This is a genomic window from Streptomyces sp. NPDC038213 (genome assembly GCF_055600495.1).
Window position 1 is genome coordinate 310,666 of the sequence record NZ_JBVJYM010000004.1, and the last position, 14,999, is coordinate 325,664.

General features: G+C 75.8%; 9 protein-coding genes. 6 read left to right on the forward strand and 3 right to left on the reverse strand.

What is annotated here, in order from left to right; translation table 11 throughout:
• The first annotated feature begins 70 nt into the window (after positions 1-70).
• Genes ACZ7JZ_RS08640 through ACZ7JZ_RS08655 form a run of 4 tightly spaced genes read left to right on the forward strand, consistent with a single transcriptional unit; the run spans position 71 to position 9,342 of the window.
• A complete protein-coding gene (locus tag ACZ7JZ_RS08640) occupies positions 71-1,045 on the forward strand; it encodes an alpha/beta hydrolase (RefSeq protein ID WP_470934842.1) in 975 nt (324 codons plus the stop codon).
• Positions 1,042-3,183: a vWA-MoxR associated conflict system protein gene (locus tag ACZ7JZ_RS08645; RefSeq protein ID WP_470934845.1), complete on the forward strand. Its 2,142-nt coding sequence runs from the start codon at positions 1,042-1,044 to the stop codon at positions 3,181-3,183. The genes ACZ7JZ_RS08640 and ACZ7JZ_RS08645 overlap by 4 nt, the downstream gene beginning before the upstream one ends.
• Positions 3,180-4,130 carry a MoxR family ATPase gene (locus tag ACZ7JZ_RS08650; RefSeq protein WP_470934848.1) on the forward strand — a complete coding sequence of 317 codons (951 nt, stop codon included), beginning with the start codon at positions 3,180-3,182 and terminating at the stop codon, positions 4,128-4,130. Before ACZ7JZ_RS08645 ends, ACZ7JZ_RS08650 begins: the two co-directional genes overlap by 4 nt.
• Entirely contained in the window at positions 4,123-9,342 is a 5,220-nt protein-coding gene (locus ACZ7JZ_RS08655; protein WP_470934851.1) for a NaeI family type II restriction endonuclease, read from the forward strand. The genes ACZ7JZ_RS08650 and ACZ7JZ_RS08655 overlap by 8 nt, the downstream gene beginning before the upstream one ends.
• A gap of 10 nt (positions 9,343-9,352) precedes the next feature.
• Here ACZ7JZ_RS08655 and ACZ7JZ_RS08660 read toward each other — a convergent pair whose 3' ends face one another.
• A complete protein-coding gene (locus ACZ7JZ_RS08660) occupies positions 9,353-9,706 on the reverse strand; it encodes an HGxxPAAW family protein (RefSeq protein ID WP_470934854.1) in 354 nt (117 codons plus the stop codon).
• Positions 9,707-10,004: 298 nt separating this feature from the next.
• On the opposite strand from ACZ7JZ_RS08660, the gene ACZ7JZ_RS08665 reads away from it, so the two are divergent.
• Positions 10,005-10,679 (forward strand): HAD family acid phosphatase, encoded by a 675-nt coding sequence (locus tag ACZ7JZ_RS08665; RefSeq protein WP_470934857.1) that lies wholly within the window; start codon positions 10,005-10,007, stop codon positions 10,677-10,679.
• Here the strand turns inward: ACZ7JZ_RS08665 and ACZ7JZ_RS08670 are convergent.
• The gene (locus ACZ7JZ_RS08670; protein ID WP_470934860.1) at positions 10,658-11,488 is read right to left on the reverse strand and encodes a VOC family protein; all 831 of its coding nucleotides are present in this window, start codon (positions 11,486-11,488) and stop codon (positions 10,658-10,660) included. The two genes, ACZ7JZ_RS08665 and ACZ7JZ_RS08670, sit on opposite strands and share 22 nt — an antisense overlap.
• A 139-nt stretch (positions 11,489-11,627) precedes the next feature.
• Positions 11,628-12,617 carry an ion transporter gene (locus ACZ7JZ_RS08675; RefSeq protein ID WP_470934863.1) on the reverse strand — a complete coding sequence of 330 codons (990 nt, stop codon included), beginning with the start codon at positions 12,615-12,617 and terminating at the stop codon, positions 11,628-11,630.
• Positions 12,618-12,924: 307 nt separating this feature from the next.
• Between ACZ7JZ_RS08675 and ACZ7JZ_RS08680 the strand changes: the two genes are divergently transcribed.
• Positions 12,925-14,982, forward strand: coding sequence for a SpoIIE family protein phosphatase (locus ACZ7JZ_RS08680; protein ID WP_470934866.1), 2,058 nt, complete (start codon positions 12,925-12,927; stop codon positions 14,980-14,982).
• The last annotated feature ends 17 nt before the right edge of the window (positions 14,983-14,999 follow it).

Genomic DNA, 14,999 nt, shown 5'->3' on the forward strand with positions numbered 1-14,999 from the left:
GGTCCGCCGCCCGCGGAACTTCGCCTACGCTGGGGGCCGGGCAGGGCAGCAGGGGACCGCAGGGGGACGGATGAAGCCGCGTCTGGTGTTCGTGCACGGGATCGGTGCGCCGAGGGACGCCGAGGCCGTACGGGACGCGTGGGTGCAGGCCCTCGCCGACGGCGCCCGCACCGCGGGACACTCCCGCCGGGCGGCCGGACTCCTCGAAGGAGGCGGCGCCGATGCCCGGTTCGCCTCCTACGGCGACCTGTTCGCCACCCCCGGCGCCCAGGGCGGGGGAGCCGCCGGAGCCCGGGACCCGGAAGAGGAGATCGTCGTCGCGCTCCTGCGGGAGGCCGTGGCCGAGCGGCTCGCCGACGCGGACGAACGGGGCCTCGAACCGGACGAGTTGCGCGCCCTCTGGCAGGCCCAGGCCGCCCTGGAACCGCCCCGCGACGGGGCCCAGGGCCCCGGCGGCGCCGGCCGGCACGCCGTCAACGGCCTCACCTCCCTCCTGGCCCTGCCCGGCCTGCGCCGGTTCGGCGGCTGGGCCAGCGCCCGGGTCACCCGCACCCAGCTCGGCCAGGTCGCCCGCTACCTCAACCGCGCGGAATCCGACGCGGCGGGGGTCCCCCTCGACGCCCGGATCCGCCGCCGCATCGCCGACTGCCTCGACCCCGACGGGCCCACCGTCGTCGTCGCCCACTCCCTCGGCACGGTCGTCGCCGCCGAGGCCCTGCACGAACACCCCGGCCCCGTCCCGCTGTTCGTCACCCTCGGCTCCCCGCTCGGCACCCGTACGGCCGTCCTGCCGCGGCTGCGGCCCCAGCCCCCGGCGGCGCCCCCCGGGGTCGCCCGGTGGCTCAACTTCTGGGACCGCGACGACGTGGTCGCCGCGCGCCCCGTCCTGGAGGGGGCCGTCGGACCCAATGCGGCGGGCGTGCGCCCCGAGACCCGGCGCGTGGACTCCGACGGCGCCTGGGTGCACCCCGCCGAGAAGTACCTCGCCCAGCCCGCCGTGGCGGGGCCCGTCATCGAAGCACTGGACGCCGCCGCGCACGCATGAACGCACCACGCCACCTCCTCGTGGTCGCCCCGCAGTGCCCCGACCTCGGCCTGCTCGACGGCCTGGAGGACACCGCCGAGAAGCTGCACCAGGTCCTCGCCCGGCCCCGGGCGGGCGGCTGCACGGGCGGCGGCCCCCTGGCGGCCACCCTGCTGCGGGGCAGCGGACTCGACCAGGCCGCCGTCGAGAACGCCGTACGCGAGGCCGCCCGCCGGGCCGCCGAGGCCCGCGCCGTCCTCGTCCTCGCCCTCATCGGACACGGCATCGCCTCCGGCACCACGCTCTACTTCATGACCGGCACCTCGCGCGCCGACGAGCCCACCACCTGCGTCGACGTCGGCTCCCTCCTCAACCAGGCCCTGGACACCACCGACCTCGGCGGGGTCATCGCCCTCGTCGACACCTGCCACGCCGCCGGAGCCCTCCCGCCGCTGAGCTCCCTGACCGCAGGCATCCGCGAGGGCCGCATCCGGCTCGACCTCATGATGGCCTGCGGCACCCTCGACGCGGCGTACGGCCTCGGCTACACCCGCAGCATCACCAGGGTCCTGGAGTACGGCATCCCGGGCGCGGGGGAGCACCTCCTGCCCGCCGCCGTCCAGGAGGAGGCCGGCCGGGACCCGGACCTCCGCCACCAGCAGCCCGCCCACCTCGCCTTCAACGGCGGGGGGCCGCTGTGGCTCGCCCGCAACCCCCGGCACTGCGGACCCGGCGCCGCCGGCAGCCCCTTCGGAACCGTCGGCGCGACCGAACTCGACTCCCTGCGCACCCTGTTCGGCACCCCACGCACCGGGACCCCCTCCGCCGAAGCCGAACTGGACGCCCTCCAGGACCGCTTGCCGCAGCTCGACCCCCCAGCCGCCGACTGGGCCCGCCGGGTGCTCCACGGACTGCGCGGCGCCCTGCGCACCGCGGAACTCCTGCGCTCCTGGCCCGGCGGCCCCCTCGGCACCGCCCAGCTGCGCTCCGCCCTGGCCGCCGCCGCACCCGCCACCGCCGCCCCCGGAGAAGACTGCATCAAGAGCGACGGAGACGAACTCCTCAATGACGCAGTGGAGTTCCTGCTCCTGCGCGCCGCCGGAACCGCCCTCAAACCGGCCGGCCCCGTCGCGGAGTTCGTCGCCTCACTCGCCCGCAGCACCGGCGTACCGCCCGGCGCACCCGAACTCGCCTCCTGGGCCGCCGGCCTCGACGCCGGCATCGCCCTCACCGACGCCTTCCGCCGCCTCGACCGGCAGAGCGCCGACCGGCGGCTGCGCCTGGTCGTCAGCCTGCACGCAGCCGTCGGCGAGGACTGGCCCGAGACCCTCGACGCCTGGCTCCTCGACGGCGCCGAAGTCCTCGACCACTGGCTGCTGGAGTGCCGGCCCGACCGCGCCGGGGTGGAGCGGCAGCTCGCCGGAGCCCTCAAGAAGGCCGCCCGCCGGGCCCGGGGCCTCGGCGTGCGGCTCCGCCGGATCGAGATCGCCGCCCCCGTCCACCTGCTGCTCGACTGGCGCCCCGAGGAGACCGTCGTCGGCGCCCGGCTCGGCGTCGACCACGACGTGGTCCTGCGCTGGAGCGAGCTCATACAACCCCCCGACACCCACTGGTGGATGGGCGACCAGGCCCGCAGATGCCTGGAGAAGATGGCCGAGGCAAACGGCAGCGCCCCCGTGGACTGGCTCACCGAACCCGACCTCCAACAGCTCCACGAGCTGGAAGAGCGCCTGGTCAAAGGCCAGTTCGCCCGCGCCGTGGCCCTGGACCACCGGCCCGCCCGGCTCCGCGACCTCCTCGTGAGCCTGCTGCGCTACCTCCCCGCCGTCCTGTGGCCGGCGCAGGACGGCCGGCTCGCCGCCGAGGTCCGCACCTGCCTGGAGACCCACTGGCACCGGCTGCCCGCCGGCTTCAGCGAGGCCTACCGCGAGGACTGGCAGGGCGCGCCGCCCACCCCGGAGGGCACCGGACACCTCGCGGGACTGCGCGCCATCTGGCACGACCCCGAGTGGCTGGACTTCTGCGACCTGTACGAGGAGTACGAGCCCCCCGTACCGCAGGACGTGCACGGCGTACGCGACGTACGCGGCACACCGGACGGACACGCACCGCACGCACCGGACCGGCAGTACCCGACCGAAAGGGAACCAACCGCATGAGCTGGCAGGCTGTCTACGTCGGGGACGGCACCCCGCGCGATGTGAAGCTGGGCCCGCCGCCGCCGTGGCGGGACTTCCCCCGGCCCGACCTCACGGACAAGTTCCGGCCCCCGCAGGGCCTCGTGGCCGCCGTCAACGCGGCCCTCGCCCTGCGCCGGCCGCTGCTGATCACCGGACCCGCGGGCTCCGGCAAGTCCTCCGTGATCGGCCAGGTCGCCGCCGAACTGAAACTCGGCGACCCCCTGCACTGGCACATCACCTCCCGCAGCACCCTCAAGGACGCCCTCTACCGCTACGACGCCCTCGGCCGCATCCACGCCCAGCGGCTGTCCGGCCACTCCGCGACCCCCGACGACGTACGCGACGACATCGCCCCCTTCCTCCAGCTCGGCCCCCTCGGCACCGCCCTCCTCGGCGGCTCGGGGAAGCTGCCCCGCGCCCTCCTCATCGACGAGATCGACAAGAGCGACCTCGACCTGCCCAGCGACCTCCTCGACGTGCTGGAGCGCGGCGAGTTCGAGATCCCCGAGCTCGCCCGCTACGCCACCGACACCGTCGACGTCCGCGAATGGGGCGGCGACGCCCGGCACCCGGTCCGCCGCGGCCGGGTCCGGTGCGGCCAGTTCCCCTTCATCATCCTCACCAGCAACGGCGAACGGGACTTCCCCGCCGCCTTCCTGCGCCGCTGCGTCCGCTTCACCATGCCCGTACCCGACCCCGCCACCCTCAAGGAGATCGTCACCGCCCACCTCGGCGCCGACCGGGCCGGGACCGCCGAAGCCGGGGCCCTGATCGGCGAGTTCTTCCAGCGCCTCACCGCCGGCCAGGCCCTCGCCATCGACCAGCTCCTCACCGCCGTCCACCTCCTCACCGGCGACGGCGCCCCCCGCGGCGAGGACGCCGCCGACCTCAAGGACCTCGTCCTGCGCGAGCTGTCCCGTGCCTGAGGACGCCCTCGCCGGCGTCCTCGCCGCCCTCCGGGAGGCCCGGCCCGAGCTGGACGGCACCGCCCTGGCCGAAGCGCTGTGGCTGGCCGCCTCCCTCGCGGCCGCGGCCGGGCCCCAGCCCGACCCCGCAGACCCCGGCGCGGAACCGGAGCCCCCGGTCCCGGCCGCCGACCCGCCCGGCCCGCCGCCCGGCCCCGGCGGGCAGCCGCCCGTACCCGGGCCCGAACCGCCCGCCGCACCCGGACCCGCCACCCCGCCCGAACCCGCCCGGCCCGCGGGCACCACGCTGCACGAACGCCTCGCCGGCACCGACCTCGTCCGCGGCCACGCCCTGACCACCCCCGGAGCGCCCGGCCTGCCCCGCGCCCTGGAGCTCACCCGCGCCCTGCGTCCGTGGAAGCGCCGCTGGCCCCTGGGCCGCCGGCAGGAACTCGACGTGGACCGCACCGTCGAGGCCTACGCCCACACCGGCGAGCTCACCCCGCTGTTCGCCGCCGCCCCCGAACGGTGGTTCGACCTCGTCCTCATCGTGGACCGCACCCCCACCATGGCGGTCTGGCACACCACCCTCGCCGAGTTCGCCCACCTCCTCAAAGGCCTCGGCGCCTTCCGCACCTTCCAGCTCCGCGAACTCGCCTTCACCGCCGACGGCGCCCCCGACTGCCCCGGCCGGCTGCCGTCCGCCGACGGCCGCACCCTCGTCCTCGTCGTCTCCGACTGCACCGACGCGGCCTGGCGGCAGCCCGCCGTCTGGAAGCTCCTGCGCCGCTGGGCCGCCGCCGCCCCCACCGCCCTCCTCAACCCCCTGCCCGCCAAACTCTGGCGCCGCACCGGACTCGACCTGCCCGCCGTCCGCTACACCGCCCCCGCCCCCGGCGCCCGCAGCACCCCCGTACCCCTCCCGGGCCCCGCCCCGCTCGGCGGCGCCCGCCGCCCCGAAGGACTGCCCGTACCCGTCCTCACCCTCTCCCCGCACTCCCTGGGCCGCTGGTCGCGCGCCGTGATGCGCAGCGACCCGGCCGGCTGCCCCGCCGTCCTCGTACCGCCGCACGGCCGGTACGCCGACCAGGCCCGCCCGCGCCCCGCCCTGCTCCCCGGGGACGTCCGGGCCCGCCGCTTCCTGCGCACCGCCGCCCCGCGCGCCGCCCGCCTCGCCGTCCTGGCCTCCGCCCTCGCCCCCCGGCTCAGCCTGAGGATGCTGCACGTCATCCGGCAGGAACTCCTCCCGCAGGCCACGGCGGCGGACCTCGCGGAGGTCCTGACCAGCGGCCTCTTCGAGGTCACCACCACCGGCCCCGGCACGGCCGCCCCCGGCGACGACGGCGCCGTCGAACTCGCCCTCCCCGAGGACGCCGCCGGCGTCCTCAACGCGGAACTCGCCGCCCACGAGGTCTGGCACATCAGCCGCGCGCTGTCCCGCCCCACGGAGTCGGGCCGCACCGCGTCCACCACTCCCGGCGTCGCGGCGGTAGCCGCCGACCCGACCGCCCCCACGGAGTTCCCGGCCGTCCCCCGCGCCTTCGCAGAGGCCTCGCGCAGGGCGCTGGCGCTGCTGGGGGTGCCGGGGGAGGGGGGCGGGGAACCACAGCGGGATGCGGAGCCGCAGGCCGCCCCGCCGGCCGGCCCCGCGCAGCGCTCCGTGGCCTCGCCGCAGGAGCCGGCGCCCACGCCTGCCGACGGATCCGGGCCCGGATCCGCACCCGGAGTCGACGGGATCCCGTTCCGCAGCGCCGAGGCCCGGATCCTGTTCGGCTGGCTCACCGAAGGGCTCGCGGACACCGTGTACATCCACGGCTCCCCCGGCTCGGGGCGCGGCACCCTTGCCCGCTACGTGGCGGACAGCCTCCGGGGCCGCTTCCCGGGCGGGGTGTTCCACATCCGGCTGCGGGACCTGGTCGTCGGGCTGCCGCGCCGGGTGCCGGAGCGGCTGTTCGCGTCCGTACTCCCGGGCTTCTGGGACCCCGACGCCCCACCGGCGTACGAGGCGCGGACGCTCGCGGAGCTCGCCGTCTTCCGCGGGCTCTTCGAAGGGCGGAGCACCCTGCTGGTGGTGGAGGACGTGGCGGACGGGGAGGAGCTGGCCGCCGTACGGCGGCACGTCCCCGGTGCCGTCCTCCTCGTCACCGGGAGGGGCCAGCCACCACCGGGCCGGCCGGGTCTGCGCGTCCTGTCGCTGCGCCGCCTGGCCCCGGACGACGGGCTGCGGCTCCTCGCCGACTGCGGGGGGCGGGAGGCGGTCGCCTCCGACCCGGAGCAGGCGCGGGAGCTCGTCGCGGCCTGCGGAGCCGGACCGGTGGAGCTGCGGCTGCTGGGCACGTGGCTGGGGGCGGACGACGCCCCCGCGCCGGCCGAGATCGTCCGGCAGCTGGAGGCGCTGTCGGCGCAGGACTCCGGTTGGTCTGAGTTCCACGGATTCCTCCGGACCCGGTTCGCAGCACTGGGTTCGACGCTGCGGCGGCATCTGCACCACCTGGCGCTGTCCCCCTCGGAATCGCTGTCGCCCGCAGTGGCCTCCGCACTGGGCGCGACGGGCCTGGGCACGGCCGTGCAGATCCTCGACCTGCTGACCGCCCAGGGGTGGCTGGAGGGTGCGACCCGCGAGCACCTGCGGATCCACCCCCGCCTGCGCATGTTCCTGCGCGGGCACGCGCCGGACCGCCTGCCGAAGCCGGAGGTCGACGCCGCGCTCGACCGCCTCCTCGACCTGTTCGCGGCCAACGCCGTCGAGAGGCACCTGCCGCTGCATCCCGGCACGCAACTGCCCGCACAGCTGGGCTTCGGATCCCAGGTCCTGCGGCGCAGCGCCGCGGAGCCGGACCGCCTGCCCCCCGGCGAGCAACTCCAGGACGTCCTGGCCCTGGTGGGGACCTCGACCCCCGACCCGCTCATCTTGCGGCGGGCCGCCCTGCTGCTGCTGACCGCGGAGAGCGTCGGGGCCCGCGGGCGCGCGGGCCTGGTCCTGGCGGCCGTCCGAGCCGTGCTCACGGATGCGGCCCGGATCGGGGACCTGACGAGCCGTACGCTGGCCCTGCTCGCCCGCGCCCGTGCGCACCTCGACGAAGGGCTGCCCAGGGAGGCGGAGAAGGCACTGGGCGAGGCCGATCCGAAGCTGGCGCCGATGGGCTACTGGGCGCACCTGAGGGGCCGGGCGGCGCACGCGACGGGGCAGTACGGGCGGGCTTCGGCGTACCTCGCACGGGCGGTCGGCGAGTACGGGGACACCGACCGGTACGGCCTCGCCTCGGCCCGGCTGGCCCTGGCCCGCACCCGGCTCGCCCTGCTGGAGGCCGGCGAGGCGCTGGCCGTCGCCCGGGAGGCGGAGGCGGACTTCCTCGAACTGGGCGCAACCTCCGACGTGTTCGACGCCCTCAGGGCCCAGGAGGACGCGCACGTCGTGCTCGGCAGGAACGATGCCGCCCTGGAGGTCCAGATGAGGACCGCCGAACTGCAGGCGAGCCTCGGCCTGTTCGAGCTGGAGGCCGACGCGTACGTCAGGAGCGCCCACACCCTGCTCTCCCTGGGCCGCCTCGCACAGGCGCGGGGCGCCGCGGAGTCGGCGGCAGGCCTGCTGCGGCACCGGGGGGAGCGCCGGGCCGGGGCCCGGGCGGCGCTGCTCCTGGGCCAGATCCTGCGGCTGGAGGGCGAACACGGCGGGGCCCGGGCCGCCTGGCGGGAGGGCCTCGCCCTGCTGGGACCCTCGCAGGCCGGGGTGGCGGGCAGGCTGCGCAGCCTGCTGGAGCCCGCGCCGGACCGGTACAAGGCCGCGCAGTACACCGTCGTCCTGCTGGTGGTGGAGGGGTTCACCGCGTGGCACCCGGCCCTCCAGTCCTCGGTCCGGGCCGCGCTGGCCGAGATCTGCTGGAAGGTCCTCGCGTCCAGCGGTATCCAGCCCGAGCGCGCCGAGACGCACCGTACCGCCCGGGGCCAGGCCGTCGTGATCGAGGAGGCGGGGCTGGAGGCCTCCCTGGTCGCCGCTCTGCTCGACCTGTTGCCCGAGGAACTGGACGCGTTCAACCTGCAGTCGGGCCACCGGCCCCTGGAGGTCCGCACAGTGCTGCTGAAGGTCAGGGCCGATGCGTCGCCCGCAGAGGCCCTGGAATCGGCTGCGGTACAGGATGCTTACCACGTGGCCGACTCGGCCGCACTGCGACGCCTGTCGGAGCTCAGGGGGCGGAGCAGCACGACGGCCCTGACTTGGGGGGCCTACGACCTGCTCGCCGAGCCCCGCGAGGCCGAAGCCGTGACCGGGCGCTTCCGGCAGCACCACTGGGTCTCCGCCGGCGGCAGGGAGATCGGGGCCTGGATGCAGGGACCGGAGTCCGGGAGCGGGCAGGAGCCGCCGGGCGTCCTGTCGGCCGGTCCGCCCCCGGTCCCTCGACGCGCCCCGCGTATCACCGCGGCTCCGGCCATGCCGGCCGTACCGCTGGACGGGGACCTGGAACGGCTGCGCTCCCTGCTGCTGTCGAAGGACCCCGACGGAGCGTGCGCGGGCCACCTGCTCCGGCAGTGCCTCGACGGGGTCCTCTCCCCGCTGGCCGGCCGCTGGGACCCCGAGGGTCTGCACGATGTGGAGCACGCCGGCATCGCCCAGCGGTTCGAGCGGGCGTACGGCAGGGAGTTCGAGCTGCTGCCGGGGCTGGTGCTGGACTTCAGGCTGGACGGCATCGAGTTCGAACTCCGCTTCACCATGAGGCACTTCGGGTGGACGTTCCCGCCGGCGACGATGGGGAGGATCTGCCTCCTGGTCCATGCGGACGACCGTGTCGGCACCTGGTCGGCGGGTCTGCTGCGGGTCCGTCCCGACCTGCTCCTCAACCCCGACAGCCACCGGGACGGCAAGCGCACCCTGGCACCGGTGGCCGGCGAACACCTGCAGTGGCTGTACCGCAACGCCCCCCTGCCCCCGAACCTGCTCCTGCAGCTCTCCCCGGGTGTCCGCTCGACGATCCTCGACCGCGCCACGGCGGAGGACCGCGTGTACGAGCTCTTCCGCAACGTGACGGGCCAGTGGATCCCGGAGTCCGTGGTGCGGGCGGTCGGGGGCGACGAGCGCGACCGGACCAAGGAGGTGCAGGGGCGCCTGATGCGATCGGGCCTGTACACCACCAGCCGCACGGTCCCCGTGCCCCGTGCGGCCGGCCGCCCGCGGGTGATGGTGACGGAGTACAGGAGCGCGTACCTCGGCAGGAGCACGTTCCTCGGGGAGCCGTGACCCCCCGCCCTCAGGTGGTGTCGGGGGCCGCCGCCGGGTTGCGGGTCCGGGTCGGGGTGGAGCGGCCGCGGCCCGCCGTCCGGCAGCCCAGGCAGTCCGGGTGGCCGCCGCGGGCCGCGGTGTCGCGCAGGCGCCAGTCCCAGTCGCGGGCCGGGCGGACCCCGCTCGGTTTGCCCCAGCCGGCCAGGTGCAGGACCCAGGTCGCCGCGGCGGCCAGGGCGGTGACGGCCAGGCCCAGCCAGACCCCGGGCCACCAGCCCGCGCACAGGGCGGCCCCGGCCCCTGCGGACCCGGTCACGCCGACGACCGTGCCGGTCCAGCCGGCCACGGTGTGGCCGACGTCTACGTCCCCGTGTGCACTCACGATGCTCCTCGCGGCTGATCGGATACGAACTCCGGCCGCTGTAGCGTCAGTTGGCGGTGCGGCAGCGGCCTGGTCCTCGATGGTAGGGACCGGGCGGCGGGCGCGGCACCCGTCGGCGGCGGATTTTCCGTGCCGGCGGCGTCCGGGCCGGAATCCGGTGATCCGTCAGGCGGCTTTCCGCAAAAGGATGTTGATTCACCGCCCGGCCACGAGAAGTTCGCTACCGACCGGTAGACATTTGAGCGCGCCGCTCCGAATCTTGGGGTGTACATGTCACACCGTGACCGAGGAGCCCCCCATGCGCCCCACCCGCACCCTGCGTTCCCGTACCGCCGCAGCCCTGGCGGCCACCACCGCCGTCCTCACCCTGGCCCCCGCCGTGACCGCCGAGGCCGCGGCCCCCGCCGCCCCGGCAGCCGCCCGCACCGCCGTGGCCGCCGCCTCCGCCCCCGGCGGGAACGCCGCCATCCTGGGCATCGACTACGAGGCCTGGAAGCGCGACGTGGCCGCCGTCGTCGACGAGGCCCGGCCCTACGTCCAGCGCCGCCTGGACGCCGCGCCCGCGGGGGAGCGGCCCGCGATCGTCCTCGACATCGACAACTCCTCGCTGGAGACGGACTTCCACTACTTCTGGACCTTCCCGACCCCGGCCATCGCCAAGGTCCGCGACCTGGTCCGGTACGCCGATGAGCGCGGGGCCGCGATCTTCTTCGTCACCGCCCGCCCCGGCATCATCCAGTCCCTGACGCAGCACAACCTCAAGGCGGTCGGCTACCCCGTCGACGGGCTCTACGTCCGGGACCTGCCCGACCTCTTCGAGGAGGTCAGCGCCTACAAGACCGCCAAGCGCGCCGAGATCGAGGCCCGCGGCTACACGATCATCGCCAACATCGGCAACCGCCCCAGCGACCTCGTCGGCGGCCACGCCGAGCGCACCTTCAAGCTCCCCGACTACGACGGCAAGCTGTCCTGAACCCGTCCGGGCCGGGCCGCCGCAGTCGGGCGGTCCGGCTCGGCCAGCGTGAAGAACGCGCCCTGCGGATCGCGGACCGTCTGCCAGGTGTGCACGCCGTCGCCCTCCCGCTGCGATACGGCCAGGCCGCCCAGCCCGGCCGCCCGGCCCACGGCCCCCTCCAGATCGGGCACCCGGAAGAACACGTGCCACCGCGGCCTGATCCGCGGATCGGGGGGCTCCGGGGCGTCCGCGGTGGCCCCGTGCAGCCGCGCCACCGGGCGCCCCGCCCGGCGCAGCACCACGTGCCCGTCCTCGTACGAGGCCTCGCAGCAGCCCGTGCGCCGGCAGGACCAGTCGAGGACCTCGCCGTAGAACATCGCCGCGTCGAAGGCGTTGCGGGTGTGCAGTTCGAGCCAGGCGGGGGAGGTCGTGCGGTCCCCGTGCCAGTCCGGGATCACGTACCCCTGCCAGATCCCGAAGACCGCCCCGTCCGGATCCGAGGCCACCGCCGCCCGGCCGGTCCCGAAGGACAGCGGCCCGACGGCCAGCGTGCCGGTGCGCTCCGTGATCCGAGCCGCCGTCACGTCCGCGTCGTCCACGGCGAAGTACGGGGTCCAGGCCACCGGCACCGCGAACTCCGCCGGAGTGCCGATCCCGGCCACCGGGACGCCCCCGGAGAGCGCCACGTGGAAGCTGTCGCCGTCGGAGGCCGGCCGGAACTCCCAGTCCAGGACCTCCCCGTAGAACCGCTCGGCGGCGGGCAGGTCGCGGGCCATGAGACTGACCCAGCAGGGGGCTCCGAACACCTCGTGGCTCGACGTGGTCATGGCGGCCAACCTCATCCGGTCGAAGGGTGCGGCGTCCGCCCCACCCTCACACACCAGCGTAGCCCCCGCACCCGCGCCGACCACCCTCCGTGACCGGCCGGTGCCGCTGCGCGCCCGCGGGTCCGCGCCCCGGCCGGGCTCAGCGGCGGCCCGAGGCCTCCAGGGACCGGCCGTCCGCCTGCCCCGGCGGCCCCGGGGCCCCTGCCCGGGCGGCGCGGGCGGCCGGGTCCCGCTCCAGCTCCCGCAGCCCCTCCTCCAGCTCGTCCAGGGCCCGCCGCGCCGTCTCCAGCCGCTCGCGCAGCCGCTCCGGGTCCGCCGGGCCCCGCGCACCCGGGCCGCCCGGCTCCCCGTCCCGCTGCTCCCGGGCCGCCTCGGCCTCCAGCTCGCGCGCCTCGTCGAGGGAGTTGAGCACCACCCCGATCAGCACGTTCATCAGCACGAACGAGGCGAAGAGCACGTACGAGGCGTAGTACAGGATGCTCAGCCGGGAAATCTCCAGCCCCGCCCGCACGCTGTCGCCGAACCCGTCCAGGAACGTCAGCAGGAACAGCGTCAGCATCGCCCGGCCCGCCGAGCCGAACCGCTGCGGATCCGTCTGCGCGAAGCACACCCAGCCCACGATCGCGTACAGGTAGAGCACCAGCGCGCCCACGAACAGGAAGCTCGCCGTACCCGGCAGGCTGCGCCCCACGGCCACCAGCAGGATCCGCAGCTGCGGCAGGAAGCGTGCCGCGCGCAGCACCCGGGCCAGCCGCAGCAGCCGCAGCACGGTGGCGTTCTCGCGGACGAAGGGCACGAAGGCCGAGACGACGACGGCCAGGTCGAAGAGGTTCCACGGGTCGCGGAAGAATGCTTTCGGCCGGTCCGCGTGGGCGCCGACGCGCAGCAGCATCTCCAGTGAGAACACCGCCAGGCAGCAGGCCTCCGCCGCGCCTAACGCCTCCCGGTGGGCGGCGGCGAGGCCGCTGTACGTCTCCACGCCCAGCAGCGCGGCGTTGAGGAGGATCACGGCCAGGACGAACACCGCGAACGCCGGGTCGTCGGTGATCCTGCGGCAGCGGGCCGCCAGGCGCGTACGGCCGCGGGCGGCCTTGATCGGGTCCGTCATCCTCTTCCCGGCCTTCTTCATCCCGGTCTTCCTCGGGTGGGCTCCCTGCGGGCTCCTGCGGCCCCCTCGGGGCTCCTGCGGGCCCCGGCGGGGGCCCGGGGCCGCCCCGGAGGTGGATCATCCCAGGGCCGGGGCGGCCCGCCCGCCCGATTCCGGGCCGCCCCGGGGATCACAACCCGATCGAGTGCCCCGCCCGCACGGCTGACCTACGCGGGTGCGGGCGCTGCACCGCACGGCCCTGCCGGATCGGATTCCGCAGGGCCCCGCGCCGATGCCTCGGATAGGGTGTTTCGGTAGGAAACGCGCCCACCGGCGTTAGGTCGATGCCTTGGACACTTACCAGTCGGCGAGTGAGGTGCCGGACCAGCCGCTGGCGGCTGTCGGCTACGCGGGCGTCCTCCGCGAACTGCTCCCGATCGCCCTGTGGCGGGAGGACGCCGAGGGGCGCATCGTGGAGTGGTCCCTGGCCGCCCAGGACCTCCTCGGGTACCGCCCCGAGGACCTCCTCGGCCGCCCCGCCACGCCCCTCCTCGTCCCGGACGGCAACCGCGGGCTCGCCGACCAGCTGACCCGCAGGGTCCAGGCGGGCGAGACCGTCGTCGGCACCCTGCCCGTCCGCCACAGCGACGGGCACGACGTGGTCATGGAGATGTGGATCGTCCCCGCGGTGGACCCCGACGGGCGGCCCGGGGCCATGCTCATCGCCGTCGAGACCTCCGCGGTCCTGCAGATGCGCGATTCGCTGGCCGCCCTCCAGAGCCTGTTCACCCAGTCGCCCATCGGCCTCGCCACCCTCGGCCCCGACCTGCGCTTCCTGCGCGTCAACGACGCCCTGGCCCGGATGAACGGCGTCTCCGCCGCCGCCCACCTCGGCAGACGGCTCACCGAGGTCGTCCCCGGGGTCAACGCCACCGCGCTGGAGGCCACCATGCAGCAGGTGCTCGACCGCGGCACCGCCGTGGTCGACGTCCGCCGCACCGGCCGCACCCCCGCCGACCCGGAGCACGACCGCACCTGGTCCTGCTCCTACGCCCCCCTCATCGACGGCTCCGGCCGCCGCCTCGGACTGATCGCCTCCCTCATCGACATCACCGAGGGCCAGCGCGCCCTGGTCGAGGCCGGCCGGGCCCGCCGCCGCCTCGCCCTGCTCGCCGAGGCCGGCACCCGCATCGGCACCACCCTCGACCTGCGCCAGACCGCCGAGGAGGTGGTGCAGGTCCTGGTCCCCACCCTCGCCGACTCAGCCGACGTACAGCTGCTGGAAAGCGTCCTCGAACCCGACGAGGCCGGGGCCTCCACGCACAACCTGCTGCGCCGCCTCGCCGCCGCCTTCCCCGACCCCGCCGCCCCCACCGCCCGGCTCGCCCCCGGCCAGACCTTCCAGATCCCCCTGGGCTCGGTCTACGAGCAGGTCATCAAGGACGGGCGGCCCATGAACCTCTTCCAGTCCGACGTGCCCGCCCTCATCAAGGACCCGCGCTCCGAAGCCCTGCGCACCTACCTCGCCACCCGCATCGGCTCCGCCCGGATGATCCCGCTCACCGCCCGCGGCAAGGTACTCGGCGCCGTCGCCGTCACCCGGCTGCGCGGCCGCGAGCCCTTCGACGAGCAGGACTGCCTGCTCGTCGACGAGCTGGTCGCCCGCGCCGCCCTCAACATCGACAACGCCCGCATGTACACCGGCCAGCGCGACGCCGCCCTGACCCTCCAGCGCAGCCTCACCAACAGCGCCCTGCCCGGGGTCGCGGGGCTCGAACTGACCGGCCGCTACCTGCCCGCCAGCGACCACGACGTCGGCGGGGACTGGTTCGACGCCATCGCCCTGCCCGGCGGCCGCACCGGGCTCGTCATCGGGGACGTCATGGGCCACGGCATCCACGCGGCCGCGGTCATGGGCCAGCTCCGCACCGCCGTGCGCACCCTGGCCCGCCTCGACGTCTCCCCGGCCCGCCTGCTGCGCTCCCTCGACGCGGTCGTCGGCGACCTCGGCGAGGACGAGATGGCCACCTGCGTGTACGCCGTCCACGACCCGGCGACCGGCCGGTGCGTGATCGCCCGGGCCGGCCACCCGCCGCCGGCCGTGGTCGGGGCCGGCGGCGCCGTCGCCTTCCTCGACGGTCCGGCCGGCACCCCCCTGGGGACGGGCGGGCACGACTTCCGCACCGAGGAGGTCCTCCTCGCCCCCGGCAGCCTGCTCGCGCTCTACACCGACGGGCTCATCGAGTCCCGCGACCGGGACCTCGACCAGGGCATGCAGCGGCTCGCCGGGGTCCTGGCGGGCGTCGGGCGGACGCTGGAGGAGGTCTGCGACGCGGTGCTGGGGCTGCTGCCGGACGCGCCCCAGGACGACGTGGCCGTCCTGCTGGCCCGCAGGCCGCTGCACTGACGGGGGCCGGGCGGCCG

Excerpts from the sequence above, each read along its gene's own strand:
- ACZ7JZ_RS08640 (WP_470934842.1), top strand. The coding sequence starts at position 71 with ATGAAGCCGCGTCTGGTGTTCGTGCACGGGATCGGTGCGCCGAGGGAC.
- ACZ7JZ_RS08645 (WP_470934845.1), top strand. The coding sequence starts at position 1,042 with ATGAACGCACCACGCCACCTCCTCGTGGTCGCCCCGCAGTGCCCCGAC.
- ACZ7JZ_RS08650 (WP_470934848.1), top strand. The coding sequence starts at position 3,180 with ATGAGCTGGCAGGCTGTCTACGTCGGGGACGGCACCCCGCGCGATGTG.
- ACZ7JZ_RS08665 (WP_470934857.1), top strand. The coding sequence starts at position 10,005 with ATGCGCCCCACCCGCACCCTGCGTTCCCGTACCGCCGCAGCCCTGGCG.
- ACZ7JZ_RS08670 (WP_470934860.1), bottom strand. The coding sequence starts at position 11,488 with ATGACCACGTCGAGCCACGAGGTGTTCGGAGCCCCCTGCTGGGTCAGT.
- ACZ7JZ_RS08675 (WP_470934863.1), bottom strand. The coding sequence starts at position 12,617 with ATGAAGAAGGCCGGGAAGAGGATGACGGACCCGATCAAGGCCGCCCGC.